This is a genomic window from Hydrocarboniclastica marina (genome assembly GCF_004851605.1).
In the GTDB taxonomy this organism is placed as follows: domain Bacteria; phylum Pseudomonadota; class Gammaproteobacteria; order Pseudomonadales; family Oleiphilaceae; genus Hydrocarboniclastica; species Hydrocarboniclastica marina.
This window is the reverse complement of sequence record NZ_CP031093.1, coordinates 2,567,160-2,588,333: the sequence shown is the minus strand read 5'-3', so window position 1 is coordinate 2,588,333 and position 21,174 is coordinate 2,567,160. Positions and strand designations below refer to the sequence as shown.

Here is a 21,174-nt window from a genome sequence, read left to right as displayed (position 1 = left end):
CCCCATGACCAAAGCACACAAAGCAACCAACCAGGAGCAGTTTTTGTTGCGCCGAAAAATGACCGTCGAGGGGCTTGGAGAGGATCAGTGGGAGGGGCTCATCCACGATCTGAATCACCACCCATGCGTTGATTTCGCCGAGCGTAAGCCAAATGGCACATTGCAGGTGACGTACGATGGAACCCACTGGTCCGTCGATGAATTACTGGAACTGATCAAGGCTTACGGTGGCCGATTGAAAACCGGATGGTGGACCCGGCGCAAACTGGCCTGGTACCGGTTTACCGACGACAACGTCCGGGCAAATGCCAAGCATGAGCCGTTCTGCTGTTCCAAGATTCCACCCATGAAAAAATAACAGGAGATTGAATGAGCAGGGAGGAAGATCGAAGCACTCGCTACCAGGAAGGTAGTCTCACTCTGCCAGGGACGGTGATGCTGGGTACCGGCGTCATGATTGGCGCCGGTATTTTTGCTCTGACCGGGCAGATGGCGCAGATGACCGGCGTCCTTTTCCCGCTGGCCTTTCTCGCGGCGGCCTTGATTGTTGGCTTCAGCGCGTATTCCTATATCAAGATTTCCAACGCCTACCCGTCGGCCGGGGGCATTGGCATGTACTTGCATAAAGCCTACGGAAACCGGCTGCCAACGGCTTTCAACGCCCTGTTGATGTATTTTTCCATGGTCATCGCTCAGAGCTTCCTGGCCCGGACCTTTGGCTCTTACACCATGCAACTTTTCGGCGGGGATGACAGTGGCCGCATGGTGCCCATTCTCGGCGTGGCGCTCATTCTTGCGGCCTTTCTGATCAACCTGCTGGGCAATCGGATGATTCAAGGGGTGGCTTCCTTTATCGGGATCCTGAAAATCGGCGGCATACTGATTTTCGGTCTGGTCGGGGTCTGGATTGCCGACTCAGTCGCGGTTGATTTTTCGGAGCCCGGTGAAGCCGGAACGCTGGGCAACTTCTTGGGCGCGACCGCGTTGGGCATTCTTGCGTTCAAAGGCTTTACGACCATCACCAACAGTGGTTCGGAAGTCATCGACCCGAAGCGAAACGTTGGGCGCGCCATCGTGATTTCCATTGCCGCCTGTGTGGTGATCTACACGCTGGTGGGGTTTGCGGTCGCCAGCAATCTATCTCTGGCTGAAATTATCGAAACGCAGGATTACTCTCTCGCCGCTGCTGCACGCCCCGCTCTCGGCGAATACGGCGTCTGGTTTACTGTTGCGATTGCCATGATGGCCACGGCGGGAGGAATTCTGGCCAGTGTATTTGCTGTGTCCCGCATGTTGGCCATGCTGACGGAGATGAAACTGGTTCCTCATCGGCATTTCGGGATGCCCGGCAGCATTCAGAAGCACACACTGGTGTATACCGTTGTCCTGGGTCTGATTCTGACCGCCTTCTTTGACCTGTCACGCATTGCTGCGTTGGGTATCGTGTTTTATCTGATTATGGACATTGCCATTCACTGGGGTGTGCTCCGTTATCTACGCAAAGACATTAAGGCCAACACCTGGGTGCCAGCAACAGCCATCTTGTTGGATCTTTTGGCGCTGGGCGGCTTCGTCTGGGTAAAGCTTAATACGGACCCGTTCGTCATCAGCGTGGCAGTCGTGACCATGATCGTGATTGCAGTATCCGAGCAGATTTTCCTTAAAAGATCACCGGAATCGGCGCAAGCGAAACAGGAAGAGAGTCATGCGCATCATCATTAATCTGAATCAGGAAGAGAGGCTATTGCCATGATGGGAGATAACATGTTCGGGAATACCATGTGGGCAGGCCACTGGCTGTGGATGCTGGTGATTGCCATTGTGGTGGTCATTCCGGCTTGGCGTATTTGCCAGCGCACCGGGTATCCGGGGTGGATGGGTGTGCTGATATTGATCCCCATCGTCAATCTGGTTCTGCTGTATTTTATTGCATTTGCAGACTGGCCCGCCGACAAAACAGGAGATCGCAATGGCTGAGCACCATCACGCCCATGACCACGATCACCACACCGATAAAGAACCTGGCGAGCACACCGCCAAGGATCCGGTTTGCGGCATGGCAGTGGATCCGCATACCGCGGAACACCGCAGCCAGCATGGCGGTAAAACCTGGTACTTCTGCTCGTCGCGTTGCCAGTCCAAATTCGACGAGGACCCTGAGCAGTACCTCGATTGGGAAAAGAAACAGCAAGAGCCGGTAGCGCCGGGCACTATGTATACCTGTCCCATGCACCCCGAGATTCGGCAGCAAGGGCCAGGGGACTGCCCAATCTGCGGCATGGCCCTGGAGCCCGAGCAGGTAAGCCTGGACGACGGGCCTTCGGAAGAACTCAAAGACATGACCCGCCGATTCTGGATCGGCCTGGTGCTGGCCCTGCCTGTACTGGTGCTGGAGATGGGTGGGCACCTCACCGGACTCGATCACATTATAGCCCCGCAGATGTCCAACTGGATTCAACTGGTGCTGGCAACGCCTGTGGTGCTCTGGTGCGGTTGGCCCTTCTTCGTCCGGGGTTGGAAATCCGTGGTTAGCCGTAACTTGAACATGTTTACGCTCATTGCCATTGGTACCGGCGTCGCGCTGATCTACAGCCTGGTGGCGACCCTGGCGCCGCAGATCTTCCCAGGCGCCTTCCGGCAGGAAGACGGGTCGGTCGCCGTCTACTTCGAGGCGGCTGCTGTCATCGTGGTGCTGGTGCTGCTGGGGCAGGTGCTGGAATTGCGCGCCAGAGAGAAAACCTCTGGTGCCATCAAGGCCCTGCTGGATCTGGCACCGGCGACGGCCAGAAAACTGGACGACGATGGCAGCGAATCCGATGTGTCGCTTGATCAGGTCAAGGTGGGCGACCGCCTGCGGGTGCGCCCCGGTGACAAGGTGCCGCTGGACGGCGAGGTGCTTGAAGGCAGCTCCAACGTGGATGAGTCCATGGTGACCGGCGAGCCCCTGGCGGTCAGCAAGAAATCCGGCGACCAAGTGATCGGCGGCAGCATAAACCAGCAGGGCAGCTTCATCATGCGGGCCGACAAAGTTGGCCGCGATACCATGCTGTCCCAGATTGTCCAGATGGTGGCCAGCGCCCAGCGTAGCCGCGCACCGATCCAGGGGCTGGCTGACAAGGTAGCAGGCTGGTTTGTGCCGGCAGTTATTGTGATTGCTATTGTCGCCTTTATTGCTTGGTCCTTCTTTGGACCCGCACCGCCTATGGCGTTCGGGCTGATTGCAGCGGTCAGTGTTCTGATCATTGCCTGCCCTTGCGCACTTGGCTTGGCGACGCCCATGTCCATCATGGTGGGTGTCGGACGCGGTGCTCAAAGTGGCGTTCTGATTCGCGATGCGGAAGCCTTGGAGCGTATGGAGAAGGTGGACACCGTGGTGGTGGATAAAACCGGCACGCTGACAGAGGGCAAGCCGCAAGTCACCCGGCTTGTCGCGGCCAACGGGTTCGATGACAGTAGTCTCATGCGTTATGCAGGTGGCCTGGAGAAAGGCAGTGAGCACCCACTGGCTCACGCCATACTCGATAAAGCCAAGGGCATGGACCTGAAGCTTCCGGATGCGGAAGACTTTGACTCTCCGAATGGTAAAGGGGTTACCGGTCGAATAGACGGCAAGCGGGTGCTACTTGGTAACCGCCTTCTCATGGAGTCGGAAAATGTCGACACCACGCGATTTGACGGCGACGCCGACCAGCTCCGAAAAGATGGTGCTACCGTGATTTTTGCTGCTGTCGACGGAAACGTCGCAGGGTTGCTGGCGATTGCCGATCCGGTCAAGGAAACCACCGAAGCCGCTATTTCCGCGCTGCAAAAAGACGGCATCCGGGTGGTCATGCTGACCGGCGATAACCGCACTTCAGCTGAAGCAGTTGCTCGAAAACTGCATATCGACGAAGTGGAAGCGGAAGTCCTGCCGGAAGATAAGGGCAAGATCGTCCAGCGCCTGAAAGACGAAGGCCGTGTTGTCGTGATGGCGGGTGACGGCGTAAACGATGCGCCTGCACTGGCAACGGCGGATGTCGGTGTGGCCATGGGCACCGGGACCGATGTCGCCATCGAAAGCGCCGGCATTACGCTGCTGCGCGGCGACCTGATGGGCATTGTCGAGGCGCGCCGTTTGTCTCTGGCGACCATGCGCAATATCCGTCAGAACCTGTTTTTCGCCTTCGTTTACAACTCCGCCGGTGTTCCGATAGCGGCAGGGGTTTTGTACCCGTTTTTCGGGATACTGCTGTCGCCCATTTTTGCAGCGGCCGCCATGTCGCTGTCCTCGGTCAGCGTGATTGTGAATGCGCTGCGTTTGAGGGTGGTGAAACTCGGGTCAAAGCAATGAACTTCTGAATCATTGGAGGTAGCTATGTCATACACAATCGATCGAGTTATCAAAGATGTCGATTTCGAGGACGTGGACAGAAGAGCGCGTCAGGCCCTCACTGATCACGGCTTCGGTGTGCTGACAGAAATTGATGTCAAAGCCACCATGAAGAAAAGCTGGACAAGGATATGCAGGCCTATCGGATTCTCGGGACCTGCAATCCTGGCATGGCCTGGGAAGCCATCGGTGTGGAGCCTCGCGTGGGTGCCATGCTGCCTTGCAACGTTATTCTTCGTGAGGTTTCGGAGGGCATTGAGGTAAGTGCAGTGGATCCATTGGCTTCCATGAGCGCCATCGATAATGACGAGCTCAAGCAGGTTGCCGGGAAGGTCAGGGATATGCTCTCTGAGGTTGTGGAATCGATCTGAAGCCGGTAGAGGCGTCGATTTGCTGCAGTGCCTGCGGTTTGCAATGGATTAGCGAATTAGCCAGGCGAGCGCATAGCCCAACTGAACACTGGAAATGCAAATAGGACTCCTCATTTGACGACGGGATACCTATTTGATGTCAGTCATATTATGGAGAAGAAAAAAAGAAAAAAGGAAAAAAGATATGGATATAAAGACTTTTGGACAACTGATCGACTGGACGCGCGATCTGCACTCACATCTGGCGAGCTGTCTGTCCCATTGCGCAACAAAGCACGAGGAAGAACGGGCCCGTGCGCTTTTGGATTATCTGGCAGCTCATGAATCGGAAATAGAGCGGATCGTGAACGAGTTTGAGCACCAAGGGGATAAGAAGGCACTGGAAACTCGGGTGTACGACTACCTGTCCCATAATCCGATCAAAACTCATCGAACCTGCGACGAGCCTTACGCGAAGCTTGATTTTGATGGTATCTGCCGGGAAGTGTTCGACTTTCATGATCAGATTATTGATCTCTACAAAACGCTGATTGGAAAAGCCGAAATTCCAGAAGCAAAAGAGCTGTTCGAATCTCTTTTGGCGATGGAGGAAAATGAGTCGATGAGACTGGCTCGTCAGGTTGGCCGAATGCAGGATCTATGAGATCCGAGCACTTTTGCTGACGGCTTAATCCCTTTGAATGTTTCCAATTGAGGCTCACCTTCACACCTCAAAGACGGGCGCAAAGCCACCTCCCGGCGTTCGAAAGTTGGTGGCCTGGCCCTGGTACACACGGGCAGCGGCAAGCAGATGTTGCCCGGCATAGGTGTACAAACGGATATCGACCTTTCTGGTGGTGACCGTGCCATCCACTCTCAGGGTGCGTTCTCCGGCGGGAACGAAGTTCTGCGCGATGTAATCACCCTTCAGGATCTCTTCGAAAACGCGGCGGGTTAGTTTTTCGCCCCGATAGACGCCCTTGCTGCCATGGCCCGCTACCGGTTTGAAAAACAGTTTACGCCGGTTGCTCCACAACTCCGCCTCATCACTTGCTGAAACCAGCCGGGTCTTCGGTACAGCTCTATCCAGAAATCCTGCCTCGGTTTCACTCAGGCCCCAGTCGCGCAGGGTTTGGGCATCAGATAGCAGGATCAGGTTCCGTTTGTCGGCCATCAGCGCATGGGCGCGTGGATTGGGCGTGACGACCGCCGCGCCGTCGAGGTAGGCGCGCCTCAGCGCCCCAAGAGCCGGGGCCTCCAAGGCAAAATCCACCAGGCGGTTGTACACCATGCCGATAGGCTTGCCGTGGGCGCTCAGAGCGCCATCAACATACTCAAGCTCCGATGGGTCGAGGATCAAGGTCTCAATGCCTCTGGCCTGGAATAACTGCTGGGCCAGTTGGAATTCCGGGAACATAAACTGGGATTCAGGGGCATCATCCACAATGGCCAGGCAACCGGGCGTCGAGTCGCCACCTTGCCGTTGCCACTCCTGCTGGAACATGGCAAACACCGCGTCCTCGAACCCATCCAGTGCACGGTTGGTGCCAGCGGTCTGCTGGGACGGGTCACAGCATCGGTGTTGAGCCCGGGCCAATACCGTGTTCAGAAATGCGCCGCCGGCGTTGGTGTTGATTTCGATCAGCCGAGGCCCGTTCTCGCCCAGGTGAAAGTCGTAGCCCATGAAGGCCCCGATGGGGCCTGGATCAAAACCGGCGATGTCCGGCGCCCAGGACAGAGCTTTTTCCTTATAGGGCGGAAGCTCGGCTGCGGATTCGATCGCCTGAACAATCCGCTCCATCGTCGCGATGTCAGCCTGGGGAACAAAAACCGGCGTGTTTGAAAAGAAATGATGGATCTCGGGAGTGGCCGGCGCCTCGTTCCCAGTGTCTGAAAACTGCTTCTGGAGGCTGTCAGTGAGCGCTTTTCGGTCAAGGGTGATGCAGTAACACTGCCGGTTGAGCTGGTCGGCGTGGGTTTTGGTTGTTCGCTGGTTTTCCTGGGGCACGTCTTGCATTGGGTGTCCATGGTCATTGTGAATCGTTCCACCTTGATTCTGGTCAAACGAATGCATGTTTCGCAACTGTTTTCAGGCCTGTTTCAGCTTGGTGTGATGGATTGCCAAGTAATGACCATGCCTGTTCGGGATCTTGCTTACCGGGCGAGGAGATCTTACTGAAACCCTCTGACCAAAAAGGGCACGCTATGAACCATTCGTTGCGCAAGCAGTGTATTGCTGGTATTACGGCCAGTGTCGCTATGAGTTTTTCGCTGATGGTGGCCGCAGACACGAACCGGGCATTTGTTCCCATGGGCACGGCGGATGCCGTCGGCGTTATTGATCTGGAAAACCGCAAGGTGACTTCGTACATTGGCGGCACACTGAATACCCACGGTTCGGCACTGACCCCGGATGGCCGGCATCTGGTGGTGGGTAGTTTGTCGGCGCATGATCGTCAGGAGCCGGTTAGTCGCCCCGAAGGCGTTTCAGAAGATGAACACGCCGCTCATCATGGGGGCGGGAAGTCTACTGAATTGGAAGCAGGGAGTACCGGGCTGCTCTATTTGGTGAACACGGCCACAAAGACGATTGACCGCAAACTGGAAGTGCCGGGGCCTGTGCACCATGTGCTGGTGACTTCCAACGGTCGCTATGCCGTTTCCACGCATCCTGCCCGTGGCAGTATCAGCGTTGTGGATCTGGATTCCGGTCAGTTGGTCAAAACTGTGGCGACGGGGCCGGCCCCCAACTATCTGGTGCAAACCGACGACGGCCAATCCCTTCTGGTCAGCAATACCGGTAATGGCACGGTCAGCGAAGTGGATACCGAGCACTGGTTCGTCGAGCGCAATTTGCGAGTTGGCGGCAACCCAGAGCATATGGTGCTTGCCCCCGGCAACCAGCGGCTCTACGTGAATGATGCTGCATCCGGCCAGGTTCTTGTCCTTGAGCTTGCCAAAGGCGCGGTGGCGAACCGGTACGAGGTTGGGGAGGCGCCCCATGGCGTTGGCTTGAGCGCAGATGGCCAGACCCTCTATGCCACCAGCCAGGGCGGCAACCAAGTGGTCCGGATTGAGCTAGCCAGCGGCGCCCGCCACACCAGGCCGCTGGCTCCTGCGCCCTATCATCTTGCGGTCTCTCCCTACGATGGCCAGCTACTGGTGACCAGTCGGGCAGAGAACAAGCTTTGGGTGCTCGACCCGGAATCCCTCGATGTGGTTGATGAGATCGCGCTGAGCGGCATAGGCCATCAGATATCCCTTGAGGCCCATTAGTACCCTGTTCTGACACTGGCTTTTTCGCAAAGGAACCGCTCATGGATCGACGCTTTAAAATTACCTTGGCAATGTTTGCCGTTATCGCACTGGTTTTACTCTGGGGAGAACACAAGGTTCATCTGCTTGGCGCCTTGCCCTGGCTGATACTGCTTGCTTGTCCGCTGATCCATATTTTTATGCACGGAGGGCATGGAGGACATGGAGGACATAACCACCAGGCAGAGCAACCGGGAAAGAGTGGAGAGCAGCGTGATGACTGATGGTGCATCGGATTATGGCCTTTGGAGCCTAGTGGTGCTGAATTCGGCGATTTTCATATTCTTCGCCTTCAGTTTTTTCAAACCGCAGACCCGCCGGGACTGGCGTTCGTTTGGTGCCTTCAGCGCGTTTCTGGTGGCACTGTTCACCGAGATGTACGGGTTCCCGCTGACGCTCTACTTCCTCTCCGGCTGGCTGCAGAGCCAGTATCCCGACGTGAACTGGTTGGCTCACGACAGTGGCCACTTGCTGGAAATGCTGTTTGGTTGGAAGGGTTCCCCACACTTTGGGCCGTTTCATCTCTTGAGCACAGTGTTTATTGGCCTTGGGTTTTATCTGATTGCGGCTGGCTGGCGTACCCTGTATGCCGCGCAAAAGGCAGGGCAGTTGGCCACAACCGGCCTGTATGCCCACGTTCGCCACCCTCAGTATTCCGGCTTCGTGCTCATCATGTTCGGTTTTCTGCTGCAGTGGCCAACGCTGCTGACGCTGGCCATGTTCCCGGTGCTGGTGTGGATGTACTCGCGCCTGTCTATTCACGAGGAGCGTGAAACAGAAAAAGCGTTCGGCTCCGATTGGCGGGCCTATGCAGCCAGAACTCCCCGTTTTATTCCGCGATTGAGGAATTTGAGGCGCAAGGAAATCGAGGAACAAGAATGATGCATGGGGCAACTATCTCAGTAGGCGTTCTTGCAGTCGCACTAATCAGCGGCTGCGGTAAACAGACGGTGGATGACCGCTGGTACACACAGGCTGAGGTCGAGCGCGGCGCAGTGGTGTTCGACGACAACTGCGCAAGCTGCCATGGCGGCAATGCCCAAGGCGCTTTCAATTGGAAAAAGACTCTGAAGGATGGCTCTTACCCGCCGCCACCGCTCAACGGAACAGGTCATGCCTGGCACCATTCCTTCGACACGCTGATGGGTACAATTAGTCAAGGTGGCGCCCCCATGGGTGGGAAAATGCCGGCCTTCGCAGACGAGCTCTCCAGGGACGATCAAAAAGCCGCTATCGCCTATTTCCAGAGCAAATGGGACAAGCGGATCTATGAGGCATGGTCTGAAAGGAGTGGGCTCTGATTTCTCTGGGTAATCAGACGATTAACTCAAGGAGGCAGCGTATGAAATGCTTATGGGTGGTGGCTTTTCTAAGTGTTTTTCCGGGCAGTGCGCTGGGTGGTGCGCCCTCGGCGGAATCATTGATTGAGGGGATGGAGGCCACCCTGTGGTCGGACAGCAACCACGGCCGTTTCACCATGCGTATCGAAACCGAATACTGGACCTGGGAACCGGACCTGGAGGCCTGGATGGTTCGGCAGGTTTAAGATGGAATTATAGCGAGTTAATGCCGGTAGTCACATGGACAGGCACAGGGGTAATTCCTCTTGCACAATGGGTTTTCTTGCCACCGATAACGGGCCTGATTGTCAAATGGATGTTTCTTGGGTGGTTGACTCTGAGAGCCAAATGAAGAGGCATCGTGGAAGTGAAGTAAATTACTTTCTGTATTTTCAATATTTAATAAATAGTCGACTGTCGTTCTAAGAGACAGTCGACTACTGGTTATTCTCTAACACGCTGGATTTATTTAAGTATGATTGTGGTGTGTGTTTCTGACTGATATTTTTTGCTGCTTATTGACATTGGACCCGTTCATTGATTTTTGAGATTGCATTTCTTTCATGCAGGTCATCATTCTGGTTTTTGCGTCGGCTGTTTTGTTCGGGTAAGTGCGCGCTTCATTAATTCGATCGGCCAATCCTGAATTGGCAGTGGCCATTGTAGAAAATAAAGTGGCAGCTGCGGCAGCGATAATGATTTTTTTCATGATGCTCTCCTTAATTACCTTAAACCGTTCAAGAAATTCAGTTCAGTTTCAGTTTTCTGTGATTTACTTGAGCGTGATCAGGACGTCGACTGCTCGAAGCCCGAGCCAGCCGACGCTTGCGTCTCCACGAGTTGACTTTGCCGCAGGAATTACCCTGCGGTATTTTTTTGCCTTTTTTTCAGAGCGTTGTGATAAGCTCGGCCTTCTTCCGTCATCATTTGCACGCGAGCCTCAAAGCCCCCTTCGGACATCGCATTACGTGTCATGTCTCTGTGCAAGCGCTGCATCTCTTCATTCTTAAGTATTTCTTCAATGGATGATTTGTCCATCATTTGGCTGTGCATGGCCCTCATGTCCTTATTGTCTGACATGTTGCCGGCGAGTACGGACGTTGAAACAGTAACTGCTGCTGCAAATATAAGTAAATTTTTCATTCTTACACCTCCTAGCCCGGATTTCTCATGAGGAGGAAGGAAAAAGCGGCTTAAAGTGGTAACATTTCAGGACCTTACACCAAAAACGAACCACCAGAAGCCGCATCCAAAATGGTACCCGAAAAGCTGACCTTCTCGCCACTGTTCCGCCGTCAGATTGAAGCCGATTTCTCCGGAGGCCACATCACCTCCGATGCTGGCTTGTTGTTATTACGCGAAGTCGATAAGCAACACCAGTTAACCCAGCGACTGGCCGAGACTCTGGTCGATCAGCGGGATTCCACGATGGTTCGTCACCAACTCGATACCATGGTCCGGCAACGGGTCTACGGCGTGGCCGGCGGATACGAAGACCTGAATGACCATGAAGCGCTACGCTTTGATCAGGCGCTGCAATCCGCCACGGGTGAGGTCTCCGTCCTGGCCGGCAAGTCCACGCTCTGCCGAATGGAACAGGCCGTGGACCGGCAAACCATCGTGAAGGCCCATGAGCTGCTCTGGCATCATTTCATTGAGCAGCACGACAAGCCGCCAAAGGAAATCGTGCTGGATTTCGACGGCACGGATATTCCGGTGCACGGCGACCAGCCGGGCAAGTTCTTCAACCGGTACTACGATCACCACTGCTACTTCCCGCTGTATGTCTTCTGCGGACGGCACCTGCTGGTGAGCTATCTGCGCACCAGTAATCGGGGTGATGCCCGGCACAGCTGGGCCATTCTAGCCCTATTGGTGCGGTTTATCCGGCGCTACTGGTCAGAAACCCGCATTGTGTTCCGGGGTGATTCCCACTTCTGCAAGCCCCGAATCCTGGCCTGGTGTGACCACAACCAGGTGGATTACATCGTGGGCATGGCGCGCAATACGCGGCTGGAAACCCTGGCGGCACCCGCCATGGACAAGGTCCAGGAATATCATGAAGCCACCGGCGACAAGCTGGCCGTTACGTTCCGCTTTAACTACAAGGCCCGAAGCTGGCAGCAGGAACGGCTGGTCGTCGCCCGCCTGGAATACGGCCCCCAGGGTCCGAATCCCCGCTTCGTCATCAGCTCCCGCTACGACGAGGGGTTCAAGCTCTACTACGAACAGTATTGCGCCCGCGGTGACATGGAAAACCGGATCAAGGATCAGCAGCTGGATCTGTTTGCCGACCGCACATCGAGTACCCAATGGTGGACCAATCAGTGGCGGCTGATACTCTCCGGCTTTGCCTACACCCTATTCGAGCGTCTGCGGGTGCATCTGAAAAGCACGCCCTTCGAGCGCATGAGCGCTGGCACCCTGCGGTTGAAACTGATCAAGGTCGGCGCTGTGATCATCCGCAATACCCGCCGAATCCGGGTGTTGATGAGTGATAGCTATCCGTATAAGACAGAATTATCAGCCCTGGTTCAGCGGCTGGTGCCCACCTAGATCAGCGGGCTCCCCCGGCCCGTCAGTAATGGGGGAAAGGGGGAATTGTGTCTGCACATCAGGAATTGATTAATATCTGATCAAAAAACCCCGGACGAGACACCGAAAACCGGGATATCCTCAGGCATCCGCCCATCAGGGACTACTATGAGAAATCCGGGCTAGTTGGTTGGTGATTTAATTAAAGCATCGGTTTCTGAATTGATCCTGAAAGAAATAAGAAAATTTAAAATAAAGTAATTTTTTTCAGGAATAACAGTGTCTTGATATAAATCAAATTGTGCATTTTCGTTCTGCAATTCAGTTTGGTTTCAGATAAGCGCTATAAGATTGCGAGTCAGAAACATTTCAATGGAGATATAACGTTGTCCATTCTTCCTCACCTTATAAAGCCGGCCTTTCTCGGTGCTCTGGTTTTGACCAGTTTGCCCGCTTGGACGGCAACCAGACTTGAGTTAACCGGCGCGATTGATGCGGCCATCGAGAACGATCCGTGGCTGCGTCAGAGTGTGCAGATGCAAGATGCTCTGTTGGAAGAAGCTGTTGCCGATGGGGCACTCCCGGACCCCCGGATGACGCTTGGTGCCGCGAATTTGCCCACGGATACTTTCGATACCGGACAGGAGGCAATGACTCAGGCCACCATTGGATTTACCCAGCGAATTCCGCGAGGTGATAGCCGTCAGCTGGCCAGTGAAAAAAAGCAGGAAATGGCAGGCGTTCAGCCTTTTCGGCGCGAGAACCGCCGGGCGCAGGTCATGGAATCGGTAGCGCATCTCTGGCTTGAGGTCTGGCGAACCCAGCAAAGCATCGAACTGATTGAAGATAATCGTGCTCTGTTTCAGCAGTTAGAGGATGTCGCCGAGGCCGGGTATACCTCAGCAAGCATAGGTTCCAGGCAGCAGGATGTAATCCGTGCCTCGCTGGAACTGACGCGACTTGAGGACCGGCTGACGGTGCTGCATTTGCAACAGGCATCGAACCGCGAGGCGCTGGCAGAGTGGATAGGCCCGGACCAAGCCAAGCTGGCTGTCAGTAAAGATGTACCCAACGAGTTGCTGAGAGTGTTTCCTCTGGGCTGGGCTGAAACATCCGCAGAGGCACTGATCCGTCATCCGTCAATCCGCGCGACTGATCAGTTGATTGATGCCCAGAGTGTTGACGTTGACCTGGCTCGCCAGGCCTACAAGCCGGAATGGTCAGTATCTGCACAATATGGATACAGGGAGCGGGCACCAAACGGTCAGGACAGGGCCGACCTGTTCTCTGTAGGCATTGGCTTTGATCTCCCGATCTTTACAGGCAACCGGCAGGATCGAAAACTGAATGCATCAGTGGCGCGACTGGAGGCGGCAAAAACAGAACGTATTTTGCAGATCCGGGGACTTCAGGCCAAAGCCCGTGCGGCCGTGGCCCGGATCGAACGACTGGATGACCGCATAGAGCTCTATGAACAGACCCTGCTGCCGCAAATGGAGGCGCAGGCAAGCGCAGCATTGACTGCTTACAACAACGATGACGGCGACTTCGCCGAAGCGGTACGAGCGCGAATTGCAGAGCTTAATACCCAGGTTGAATTGATACAGATGATGGCCGAGCGGGCCAAGAATCTGGCGAGTTTCCGTTATCTGACGTCCGACACTTCCGACATACCTTCCTTTTCACTGAATCGTTACCAGGACTGACCATCATGGCTAATTTTGCTCGCCCTTTGGGCTTTGTATTGCTCGGCGGCCTCGCCGGTGCAGGGGCCACGTACTGGCTTGACACTGACGCGACTTCGACGCCTGCAGCTGAAATGGCCGCTTCTGGCCCAAAGGAGCCGCTGTATTGGGTAGCCCCGATGGACCCCAATTTCAAAAGTGACAAACCCGGAAAATCCCCGATGGGGATGGATCTGATCCCGGTATACGAGGAGGGTGGGTCAGCTGAGGATCCAGCCGGCACGGTCCGAATTTCACCAACGGTCGTCAACAACCTTGGGGTTCGAACGGAGCCGGTGATTCAGGGGCGCCTGCCTAACAACATTACTACCGTAGGCTACGTGCAGTACAACGAAGACGAGATGGCCCACGTGCACCCTCGTGTTGAAGGCTGGATCGAAGCGCTTTATGTCAAAGCCGAGGGCGAGCCTGTTGAGCAAGGCAAGCCTTTGTACACGCTGTACTCGCCCACCCTTGTGAATGCGCAGGAAGAACTGCTTCTCGCGATGAACCGTGGCAATCAGAGACTGGTTGATGCTGCTACCGAGCGATTGTTGGCGCTGAACGTACCGGCTAGTCTGATCAGCCAACTGCGCCAGAAGCGCGAAGTCCAGAGAACCATGACGGTTTACGCTCCGGGTTCCGGGGTGATCGAGAATCTGAATGTTCGTGAGGGTATGTTCATCAAGCCCGGAAACCGGGTTTTATCGATTGCCGCGCTGGATGAGGTCTGGGTGATCGGCGAAGTGTTTGAAAGCCAGCTTTCCGCCGTAGAGGCTGGTAACCGGGTGCAGATGACGCTGGATTACATGCCCGGTCGCGAGTGGCGCGGAAACGTGGATTACGTCTACCCCGAAGTGAACCCGAAAACCCGGACGGCGCAAGTGCGGATGCGCTTTGATAACGATGATGGTGTCCTGATGCCAGGCATGTTCGCTCGCCTGGATGTTCAGGGCGAACGGGGACAGCGGCAGTTTCTGGTGCCACGGGAGTCGGTCATCCGCACCGGACAGAGCGACCGACTGGTTCTGGCGATGGAAGAGGGCGCCTTCAAGTCGGTTAACGTGACCGTTGGGCGCGTCGGCGACAAGTATGCGGAAATACTCAATGGCCTCTCGCCAGGCGACACGGTGGTCACATCCGCCCAGTTCCTGATCGATTCGGAATCCAGCAAAACCTCGGACTTCCAACGGATGTCATCCCCTCAGGATATGGATGAGCAGGGGATGGATCATGAAGGCATGGATCACAGCACCATGAGCCATGGCGGGGGCGAGTCATGATTGCCGCTATTATTCACTGGTCTATTCGTAACCGCTTCCTGGTGTTGCTGGCGACGTTGCTTATCACAGGGCTCGGCCTTTATTCGCTGAAACAAACGCCGGTGGATGCTCTGCCGGATCTGTCCGATGTGCAGGTCATTATCAAAACCAGTTTCCCGGGCCAGGCGCCGCAGGTGGTGGAAGACCAAGTGACCTACCCGATGACGACAGCCATGCTCTCGGTACCGGGCGCGAAAACGGTCAGGGGATACTCGTTCTTCGGTGACTCCTATGTTTACGTGATCTTCGATGAAGACACCGACATGTACTGGGCCCGCTCCCGGGTACTGGAATACCTGTCCCAGGTTGCGCCCAGCCTTCCAGACTCTGCAAGGCCTCAGCTCGGGCCAGACGCTACCGGAGTTGGCTGGGTTTACCTGTATGCGCTGGTAGACCGCACTGGGAACCAGGACCTAAGCCAGTTGCGCAGCCTGCAGGACTGGTTCCTGAAGTACGAACTGCAAACGGTGCCGGGTGTCTCTGAGGTGGCTGCGCTAGGCGGTATGGTGAAGCAGTACCAGGTCAAGGTCAGCCCGGAAAAACTCAGGGCGCTGGGAATTCCTCTGGCTCACATCCAGAACGCCATTAAGAGAGGCAACCAGGAAGTGGGCGCCTCCGTCATCGAGATGGCCGAGGCGGAATACATGGTGCGCACGTCTGGCTATATAAAGTCCCGTGAGGATCTTCTGTCGATTCCATTAGGACTCGATGACAACGGTACCCCCATATTGCTGAAAGATGTGGCCACCGTTGAAGTTGGCCCGCAGATGCGGCGTGGGGTTGCCGAACTGAATGGGGAAGGTGAAACCGTCGGCGGTGTTGTGGTGATGCGCTTTGGTGAGAACGCTCAGGCAACCATTAATGGCGTGAAGGCGAAACTGGAAGACCTGAAATCCAGTTTGCCTGAAGGCGTCGAGGTGGTGACGGTTTACGATCGCTCTGGTCTGATTGAGCGGGCGGTCAATAATCTCGGCTTCAAGCTGCTTGAAGAGTTTCTGGTGGTGGGCCTGGTGTGCATCGTCTTCCTGTTCCACGTGCGCTCGTCGCTGGTGGCGATTCTCAGCCTTCCCGTGGGTATTCTGGCGGCCTTTATCGTCATGCACTGGCAAGGCATCAATGCCAACATCATGTCACTCGGGGGGATTGCCATCGCTATCGGCGCCATGATTGATGGTGCTATTGTAATGATCGAGAACATGCACAAACACATGGAGCGAACCCCGTTAACGTCTGAGAACCGATGGGAAGTCGTTGCACGGTCAGCCTCTGAGGTCGGGCCCGCGCTGTTTTTCTCGCTCCTGATCATTACCGTCAGTTTTGTGCCGGTGTTTGCCCTGGAGGCGCAGGAAGGGCGGATGTTTTCTCCCCTGGCGTTCACCAAAACCTACGCCATGGCGGCGAGTGCGGCCCTGGCGGTGACGCTGGTGCCGGTGCTGATGGGCTATTTCATTCGCGGCAAGGTGCTGCCGGAGCACAAGAACCCCGTGAACCGCCTGCTGGTTGGCGTTTATATGCCGGTGCTGAAGCTGGTGTTACGCTTCCCGAAAACGACGGTTATTGTTGCGTTGCTGGCATTGGCTGTGGGCCTTTGGCCAGCCACCAAAATCGGCAGTGAATTCATCCCGCCACTGGATGAAGGCGACCTGATGTACATGCCCACCACCTACCCGGGCATCTCGATTGGTAAGGCTCGGGAACTGTTGCAGCAAACGGACAAGCTGATTGCCACCGTACCCGAAGTCGAAACCGTGTTCGGCAAAGTGGGGCGGGCGGATACCGCTACCGATCCGGCTCCATTGACGATGATCGAGACCTTCATCCAGCTCAAGCCGAGGGATCAATGGCGGGAAGGCATGACCACCGAAAAGCTGAAGCAGGAGCTCAATACTCTGATTCGGTTCCCGGGGGTAACCAATGCCTGGGTTATGCCGATCATCACGCGCATCGATATGCTGGCAACGGGTATTAAAACGCCGGTGGGCATCAAGATTGCCGGTCCGGACCTTACCGTCATCCAGAACATCGGTAAACGCCTTGAGGAAGTCATGGTCGACATCCCCGGTACAGCCTCCGTTTACTCTGAGCGAGTCGCTGGGGGCCGCTACATCAAGGTGGATATTGATCGTGAGCGTGCCGCTCGTTATGGGCTGAATATCGCTGATGTTCAGCAGGTAGTGGCCTCCGCTATTGGTGGAATCAACGTTTCCAGAACCATCGAGGGACTTGAGCGGTATCCCATTAATCTTCGTTATCCGGAAGACTACCGGGATTCGCCCGAGAAGCTGGAGCAACTGCCCATCGTGACCGCATCCGGCCAGCGCATTGCCCTGGCAGATGTGGCGGAGATCGGCGTGGAGGATGGCCCGCCGGCCATTAAGAGTGAGAATGCCCGCCTGAACGGCTGGACCTTTGTGGATATCGAGGGTGTCGACGTAGGCACCTATGTTGAACAGGCCATGGTTACCGTGAGTGAAGAGCTGGATCTACCTCCCGGTTATTCAATCAACTGGTCTGGTCAGTATGAGTACATGCTCCGTGCGAAGGAAAAACTGACCTATGTGGTGCCGTTAACGCTGGCCATCATCGTCATCCTGCTGTTTCTTAACTTCCGCCGTTTTGCCGAAGTGGGGATTATTATGGGCACGCTACCGTTTGCGATGATCGGTGCTATCTGGCTGATGTATCTGCTTGGTTATAATTTTTCGGTAGCCGTCGGTGTCGGTTTCATTGCGCTGGCCGGCGTTGCGGTAGAGATTGGGGTGATCATGCTGGTGTATTTGAATCAGGCTTATAACGCAATGCTGGAAACGTGTGATGACAAAGGGCTGACGCCAAGGCGAGAAAGCCTCCGCCATGCCGTACTACACGGTGCCGGTATGCGGGTTCGGCCAATCATGATGACGGCGGCCGCCATTATCGGGGGGCTTGTGCCCATTATGATTGGCACCGGTACAGGGTCGGAGGTGATGGGCCGGATTGCGGCACCTATGGTGGGCGGTATGATTTCCGCTGTCATTCTGGCGCTGCTGGTGATTCCTGTGCTCTTTTATCTCTGGAAACAGCGAACTCTTGGTGAGTAACGCCGATAGCAAGGTGCCAAGATTCGGCCTGGCACCTTGCTATCACGTCTTTACCGGTTATCACGATCATTCGCAGAGTGCCTACCCGTCTACTGCGCATATTCCAAAATCTATTTGCCTGAACGTTCGCTTTGCGACCAAAGCTACTCATGGAGCTAAACTAAATACAAGGTAATGCTGGGCGCTGGAGTCCCCGATGGCTTATAGGGAGCCATGCTGCCCTCGGGAGCTCAGGCCTGTTAATAGATCTTTATATTGAGGCGTTCACATGGCCAGACAAACCTTCACTGAGGCTACTGTAAGCATCTCGGAGCTGAAAAAGAATCCTATGGCGGCACTGGATTCAGGGGCTGGATTTCCAATTGCTGTATTGAATCGGAATGAGCCCATCTTTTACTGTGTTCCTGCTGCAGTATACGAGGCGATGCTCGACAGGCTGGATGATCATGAGTTGGTTGCCGTTGTTGCAGAGCGAAGTGGAGAGCCAAGTATTCGAGTTGATCTGAATGAGTTTTGAGTGTTCGCTTTGCTTGCAGGCCCTCACCCCGAAGAGCGCCAAATCATGACATCCATTCCTAATTTGAGTAGACGAGTTGGTTTTGTTACAAAAAATAACAGAAAATGTAGGCTGGCAAAGCTTGTATGGTAGTTTGTATGACGAACCATGTCTCCAGGTTTAACTGTCTGATTTAAAACAAAGATTCGATTCCCGGCGCCAGCCTGCCGCCATTCAAGGCCTGGGAGTTGACCCTTTCCTTGGTGCTGGTTGTGTAAAGCTCCCGCTTTTAGTTGCACCGCTGATTAGAGTTTTCCAACTGGTTGTGTTTCGCCAGGTATTCCCATGGCGTCAGGTCATTCAGTGAGTCATGGGGCCGTTCGTCGTTATATTCGGTCATCCATTTCTCTGTCAGCTCCCGCACTTCCGTCAGATTTCTGAAAACGTACATGTTCAGGATCTCGTCTCGGTAGGTGCGGTTGAAACGTTCGACATAGGAGTTCTGAGTCGGTGTTCCGGGCTTGATAAATTCCAGCATGACGCCTGGTTCTTCAGCCCAACTTGCAAGTGCGAGAGATATGAACTCCGGGCCGTTGTCCATCCGTAGCTTTGTGGGATAACCACGCCAGGCGCTGATGCGTTCCAGTACACGGATGACCCGCGGTGCTGGCAGGTTTAGGTCGATCTCGATGGCTAGGGCTTCTCGGTTGAAGTCATCCACGACGTTGAATGTCCGGAACCGGCGGCCGCAGAACAGGCTGTCACTCATAAAGTCGATAGACCAGCAGTGGTTGGCCGTAGCCGGCACAGCCAAGGGCTCGGGGTTGCGGCTCGGAAGCCGCTTCTTGCCCCGTCGCCGCTTGTTCAGGTTCAGGGCACAGTAGAGCCGGTAGACGCGCTTGTGGTTCCACGGATGGCCCCAGCGTCGCAGGATCTTAAACAGCTTGCTGAAGCCGTATGCCCGGTATCGGTCCACCGCGGCCTGAAGCGCCTGGACCACAGGCGCGTCCCGGGCGGGACCCGGGCAGTAGCGATAGACAGAGTCACTGATGCCAGCTATTCGGCAGGCCCGGCGGGTACTCGTACCATGGGCCTGCTTGAGGTAATCGACCAGTTCTCTTCGAACAGCCGGCGTTACAGCTTTTTTTCGATCACATCCTTAAGAAGCTTGTGATCCAGGCTCAACTCGGCATACATCTGCTTGAGCCGGCGGTTCTCATCCTCAAGCTCCTTCAGGCGCTTCACATCAGAGGCTTCCATGCCGCCGCCCTTTGACTTCCAGTTGTAATAGGTCGCGTCCGAGATGCCGTATTCGCGGCACACTTCTTTGACCAGGCGGCCGCCCTCGACCTCCTTCAGGATCTTGACGATCTGGGTTTCGCTGTAACGTGACTTTTTCATGCGGTTCTCCGTTTGCGCTAGTGTAAGCCGGAGAACTCTAATTTCGAATGCCACTATTCTAGGGGAGGCTTACACTTCCACGCATTCACCTGTTGGGGGTAGAGGCCCTTACCGCGGCAGTACTCACTGAGCTCAATCTCTGATAAGGCAGCCGTTTCAATCACAACCGCCAGCTTGGCTTCCGCCGACCAATTATCGGTCAGCTTTTTAACTCCGGGCACAGCAGCTCCTCCGGCCTTGGCTTCTTTGCGCCAATTATAAAGCGTCTGCTCGGAGATACCTTCCTGCCGGGCTAACTCAGCCACGGACAGGTTGTGCGGAGGCAATAATTTTATCAGTAGGGCTTCTTTACGTTCTGGTGCGTAGCGTGGCATTACCGAACTCATACCGCCCCCGGGATTGGATTTAGATAAAACCGATCAGGTGACAACTATCCTGACACCGGGGGGTTGAGTAGACAACACTACTGTATCGGGGAAATTGAATGCATTATATTTTTACAAGGTCCTATAAGCTCGTTCTGCAATAACTCTTCGTATTGATAGTCTTCTCCTAATCGCGATGGCCACCGCCTTACCCTTTACCTCCATTTCTATACAGGTCGTGTGTCAGTTTGGGGTCAACTTCACTGACCGTAATACGAAAGCAGGCATTTCCGCCCAAATATCGATGGTTTTCGCTTGCCGCTATACATGCAGGTCCAGTTTAGCCATCTCCAGCTTTATGATGATACGCTTCTGTCCTTATGTTCCTGCTTCAGCTTCATGCAGTGCTTTTGGGCGATTTCTCCATCACTACCGTCTTTCGAGTGCAGTTCCTGCATTTTTTCCATCATTCTTTGCTGCTCTTGCCCATTCTGCGTCCCGGTCTCTACGGTCTTGTTCGGATAAGAGCGCGTGTCATTGATGCGGTCCACCAAACCTCCATTTGGACTGGCAACGGCAGTGCCTCCAAATCCAATCGCTAGGGTGAATAAAGTAGCTTTGATGATAATGTTCATGTGTATAGCTCCAGTTGACATGGTATTTATAATTACAAGTAGACCACAGATAACTGAAATCAGCCTGAAAAGCGGTAACAATAAATACCCTAAACTCTTTATAATAGGCGTCTGCCGGTCTGCGTTATAATCGTGCAGGTTAAAAATAGGATATGTAAAAATTCAGTCTCATTTTAGATTAATATGAGAAGCTTTTTGATGTGGTTAACTCAGTGCTTTATCACTCCAGATCTGGAGTGCTT

General features: G+C 54.8%; 21 protein-coding genes and 1 pseudogene. 16 read left to right on the top strand and 6 right to left on the bottom strand.

The genetic code is table 11. From position 1 onward, the window contains the following. Positions 1-4 precede the first annotated feature (4 nt). The 6 genes from soil367_RS11500 (at position 5) to soil367_RS11475 (ending at position 5,383) form a co-directional block, all read left to right on the top strand. On the top strand, positions 5-358 hold the full coding sequence (locus soil367_RS11500; RefSeq protein WP_048496392.1) for a hypothetical protein: 354 nt from the start codon (positions 5-7) through the stop codon (positions 356-358). Positions 359-369: 11 nt separating this feature from the next. Beyond that, the gene (locus soil367_RS11495) at positions 370-1,722 is read left to right on the top strand and encodes an APC family permease (RefSeq protein WP_136549236.1); all 1,353 of its coding nucleotides are present in this window, start codon (positions 370-372) and stop codon (positions 1,720-1,722) included. Between the two features lie 27 nt (positions 1,723-1,749). Then, positions 1,750-1,977 (top strand): DUF805 domain-containing protein, encoded by a 228-nt coding sequence (locus soil367_RS11490; protein WP_048496390.1) that lies wholly within the window; start codon positions 1,750-1,752, stop codon positions 1,975-1,977. After that, positions 1,970-4,330 carry a heavy metal translocating P-type ATPase gene (locus soil367_RS11485; RefSeq protein ID WP_136549235.1) on the top strand — a complete coding sequence of 787 codons (2,361 nt, stop codon included), beginning with the start codon at positions 1,970-1,972 and terminating at the stop codon, positions 4,328-4,330. The genes soil367_RS11490 and soil367_RS11485 overlap by 8 nt, the downstream gene beginning before the upstream one ends. Positions 4,331-4,488: 158 nt before the next feature. Further along, a complete protein-coding gene (locus tag soil367_RS19040; protein ID WP_281283927.1) occupies positions 4,489-4,740 on the top strand; it encodes a DUF302 domain-containing protein in 252 nt (83 codons plus the stop codon). 184 nt (positions 4,741-4,924) lie between these two features. Next, positions 4,925-5,383, top strand: coding sequence for a hypothetical protein (locus soil367_RS11475; protein ID WP_022990672.1), 459 nt, complete (start codon positions 4,925-4,927; stop codon positions 5,381-5,383). A 60-nt stretch (positions 5,384-5,443) separates the two neighbouring features. Here the strand turns inward: soil367_RS11475 and soil367_RS11470 are convergent, their stop codons facing one another. Further along, complete coding sequence (locus soil367_RS11470) at positions 5,444-6,736, bottom strand: ATP-grasp domain-containing protein (protein WP_136549234.1); 1,293 nt, start codon at positions 6,734-6,736, stop codon at positions 5,444-5,446. Between the two features lie 188 nt (positions 6,737-6,924). Here soil367_RS11470 and soil367_RS11465 point away from each other — a divergent pair, with 188 nt between their 5' ends. The 5 genes from soil367_RS11465 to soil367_RS11445 are packed head-to-tail and all read left to right on the top strand — an operon-like array spanning position 6,925 to position 9,580. Continuing rightward, the gene (locus soil367_RS11465; protein ID WP_136549233.1) at positions 6,925-7,995 is read left to right on the top strand and encodes a YncE family protein; all 1,071 of its coding nucleotides are present in this window, start codon (positions 6,925-6,927) and stop codon (positions 7,993-7,995) included. Positions 7,996-8,036: 41 nt separating this feature from the next. Further along, a complete protein-coding gene (locus tag soil367_RS11460) occupies positions 8,037-8,258 on the top strand; it encodes a DUF2933 domain-containing protein (protein ID WP_061331757.1) in 222 nt (73 codons plus the stop codon). After that, positions 8,251-8,916, top strand: coding sequence for an isoprenylcysteine carboxylmethyltransferase family protein (locus tag soil367_RS11455; protein WP_094625999.1), 666 nt, complete (start codon positions 8,251-8,253; stop codon positions 8,914-8,916). The genes soil367_RS11460 and soil367_RS11455 overlap by 8 nt, the downstream gene beginning before the upstream one ends. Further along, the gene (locus soil367_RS11450) at positions 8,913-9,335 is read left to right on the top strand and encodes a c-type cytochrome (RefSeq protein ID WP_022990666.1); all 423 of its coding nucleotides are present in this window, start codon (positions 8,913-8,915) and stop codon (positions 9,333-9,335) included. Before soil367_RS11455 ends, soil367_RS11450 begins: the two co-directional genes overlap by 4 nt. Positions 9,336-9,376: 41 nt before the next feature. Continuing rightward, positions 9,377-9,580, top strand: a complete 204-nt coding sequence (locus soil367_RS11445; RefSeq protein ID WP_022990665.1) for a hypothetical protein — start codon at positions 9,377-9,379, stop codon at positions 9,578-9,580. 263 nt (positions 9,581-9,843) lie between these two features. Here soil367_RS11445 and soil367_RS18830 read toward each other — a convergent pair whose 3' ends face one another. Further along, positions 9,844-10,083 (bottom strand): hypothetical protein, encoded by a 240-nt coding sequence (locus tag soil367_RS18830; protein ID WP_022990664.1) that lies wholly within the window; start codon positions 10,081-10,083, stop codon positions 9,844-9,846. A 149-nt stretch (positions 10,084-10,232) separates the two neighbouring features. Beyond that, positions 10,233-10,517, bottom strand: a complete 285-nt coding sequence (locus tag soil367_RS11440; protein WP_136549232.1) for a hypothetical protein — start codon at positions 10,515-10,517, stop codon at positions 10,233-10,235. Between the two features lie 111 nt (positions 10,518-10,628). On the opposite strand from soil367_RS11440, the gene soil367_RS11435 reads away from it, so the two are divergent. The 5 genes from soil367_RS11435 to soil367_RS11415 all read left to right on the top strand — a co-directional run bounded on the left by soil367_RS11435 (position 10,629) and on the right by soil367_RS11415 (position 18,552). Beyond that, entirely contained in the window at positions 10,629-11,930 is a 1,302-nt protein-coding gene (locus soil367_RS11435) for an IS1380 family transposase (protein WP_136545945.1), read from the top strand. A gap of 365 nt (positions 11,931-12,295) precedes the next feature. Next, a complete protein-coding gene (locus soil367_RS11430) occupies positions 12,296-13,615 on the top strand; it encodes a TolC family protein (protein ID WP_133005743.1) in 1,320 nt (439 codons plus the stop codon). A 5-nt stretch (positions 13,616-13,620) separates the two neighbouring features. Beyond that, positions 13,621-14,916, top strand: a complete 1,296-nt coding sequence (locus soil367_RS11425; RefSeq protein ID WP_058340747.1) for an efflux RND transporter periplasmic adaptor subunit — start codon at positions 13,621-13,623, stop codon at positions 14,914-14,916. Next, positions 14,913-18,035, top strand: coding sequence for an efflux RND transporter permease subunit (locus tag soil367_RS11420; protein WP_136549231.1), 3,123 nt, complete (start codon positions 14,913-14,915; stop codon positions 18,033-18,035). The genes soil367_RS11425 and soil367_RS11420 overlap by 4 nt, the downstream gene beginning before the upstream one ends. A gap of 268 nt (positions 18,036-18,303) precedes the next feature. Continuing rightward, on the top strand, positions 18,304-18,552 hold the full coding sequence (locus soil367_RS11415) for a type II toxin-antitoxin system Phd/YefM family antitoxin (protein WP_136549230.1): 249 nt from the start codon (positions 18,304-18,306) through the stop codon (positions 18,550-18,552). Between the two features lie 268 nt (positions 18,553-18,820). Here soil367_RS11415 and soil367_RS11410 read toward each other — a convergent pair. From soil367_RS11410 to soil367_RS11400, 3 genes and pseudogenes are all read right to left on the bottom strand, one after another. Continuing rightward, positions 18,821-19,932, bottom strand: a protein-coding gene (locus soil367_RS11410; RefSeq protein WP_425459955.1) for an IS3 family transposase whose coding sequence is annotated in 2 segments (ribosomal slippage) — positions 18,821-19,671 and positions 19,671-19,932 — 1,113 coding nt in all. Because the reading frame shifts where the segments join, the coding sequence is not laid out codon by codon here. Between the two features lie 74 nt (positions 19,933-20,006). Then, a pseudogene (locus tag soil367_RS11405) lies at positions 20,007-20,306 on the bottom strand (transposase); the annotation flags it as partial. A gap of 347 nt (positions 20,307-20,653) precedes the next feature. Continuing rightward, a complete protein-coding gene (locus soil367_RS11400; RefSeq protein WP_136549229.1) occupies positions 20,654-20,932 on the bottom strand; it encodes a hypothetical protein in 279 nt (92 codons plus the stop codon). Positions 20,933-21,174 lie beyond the last annotated feature (242 nt).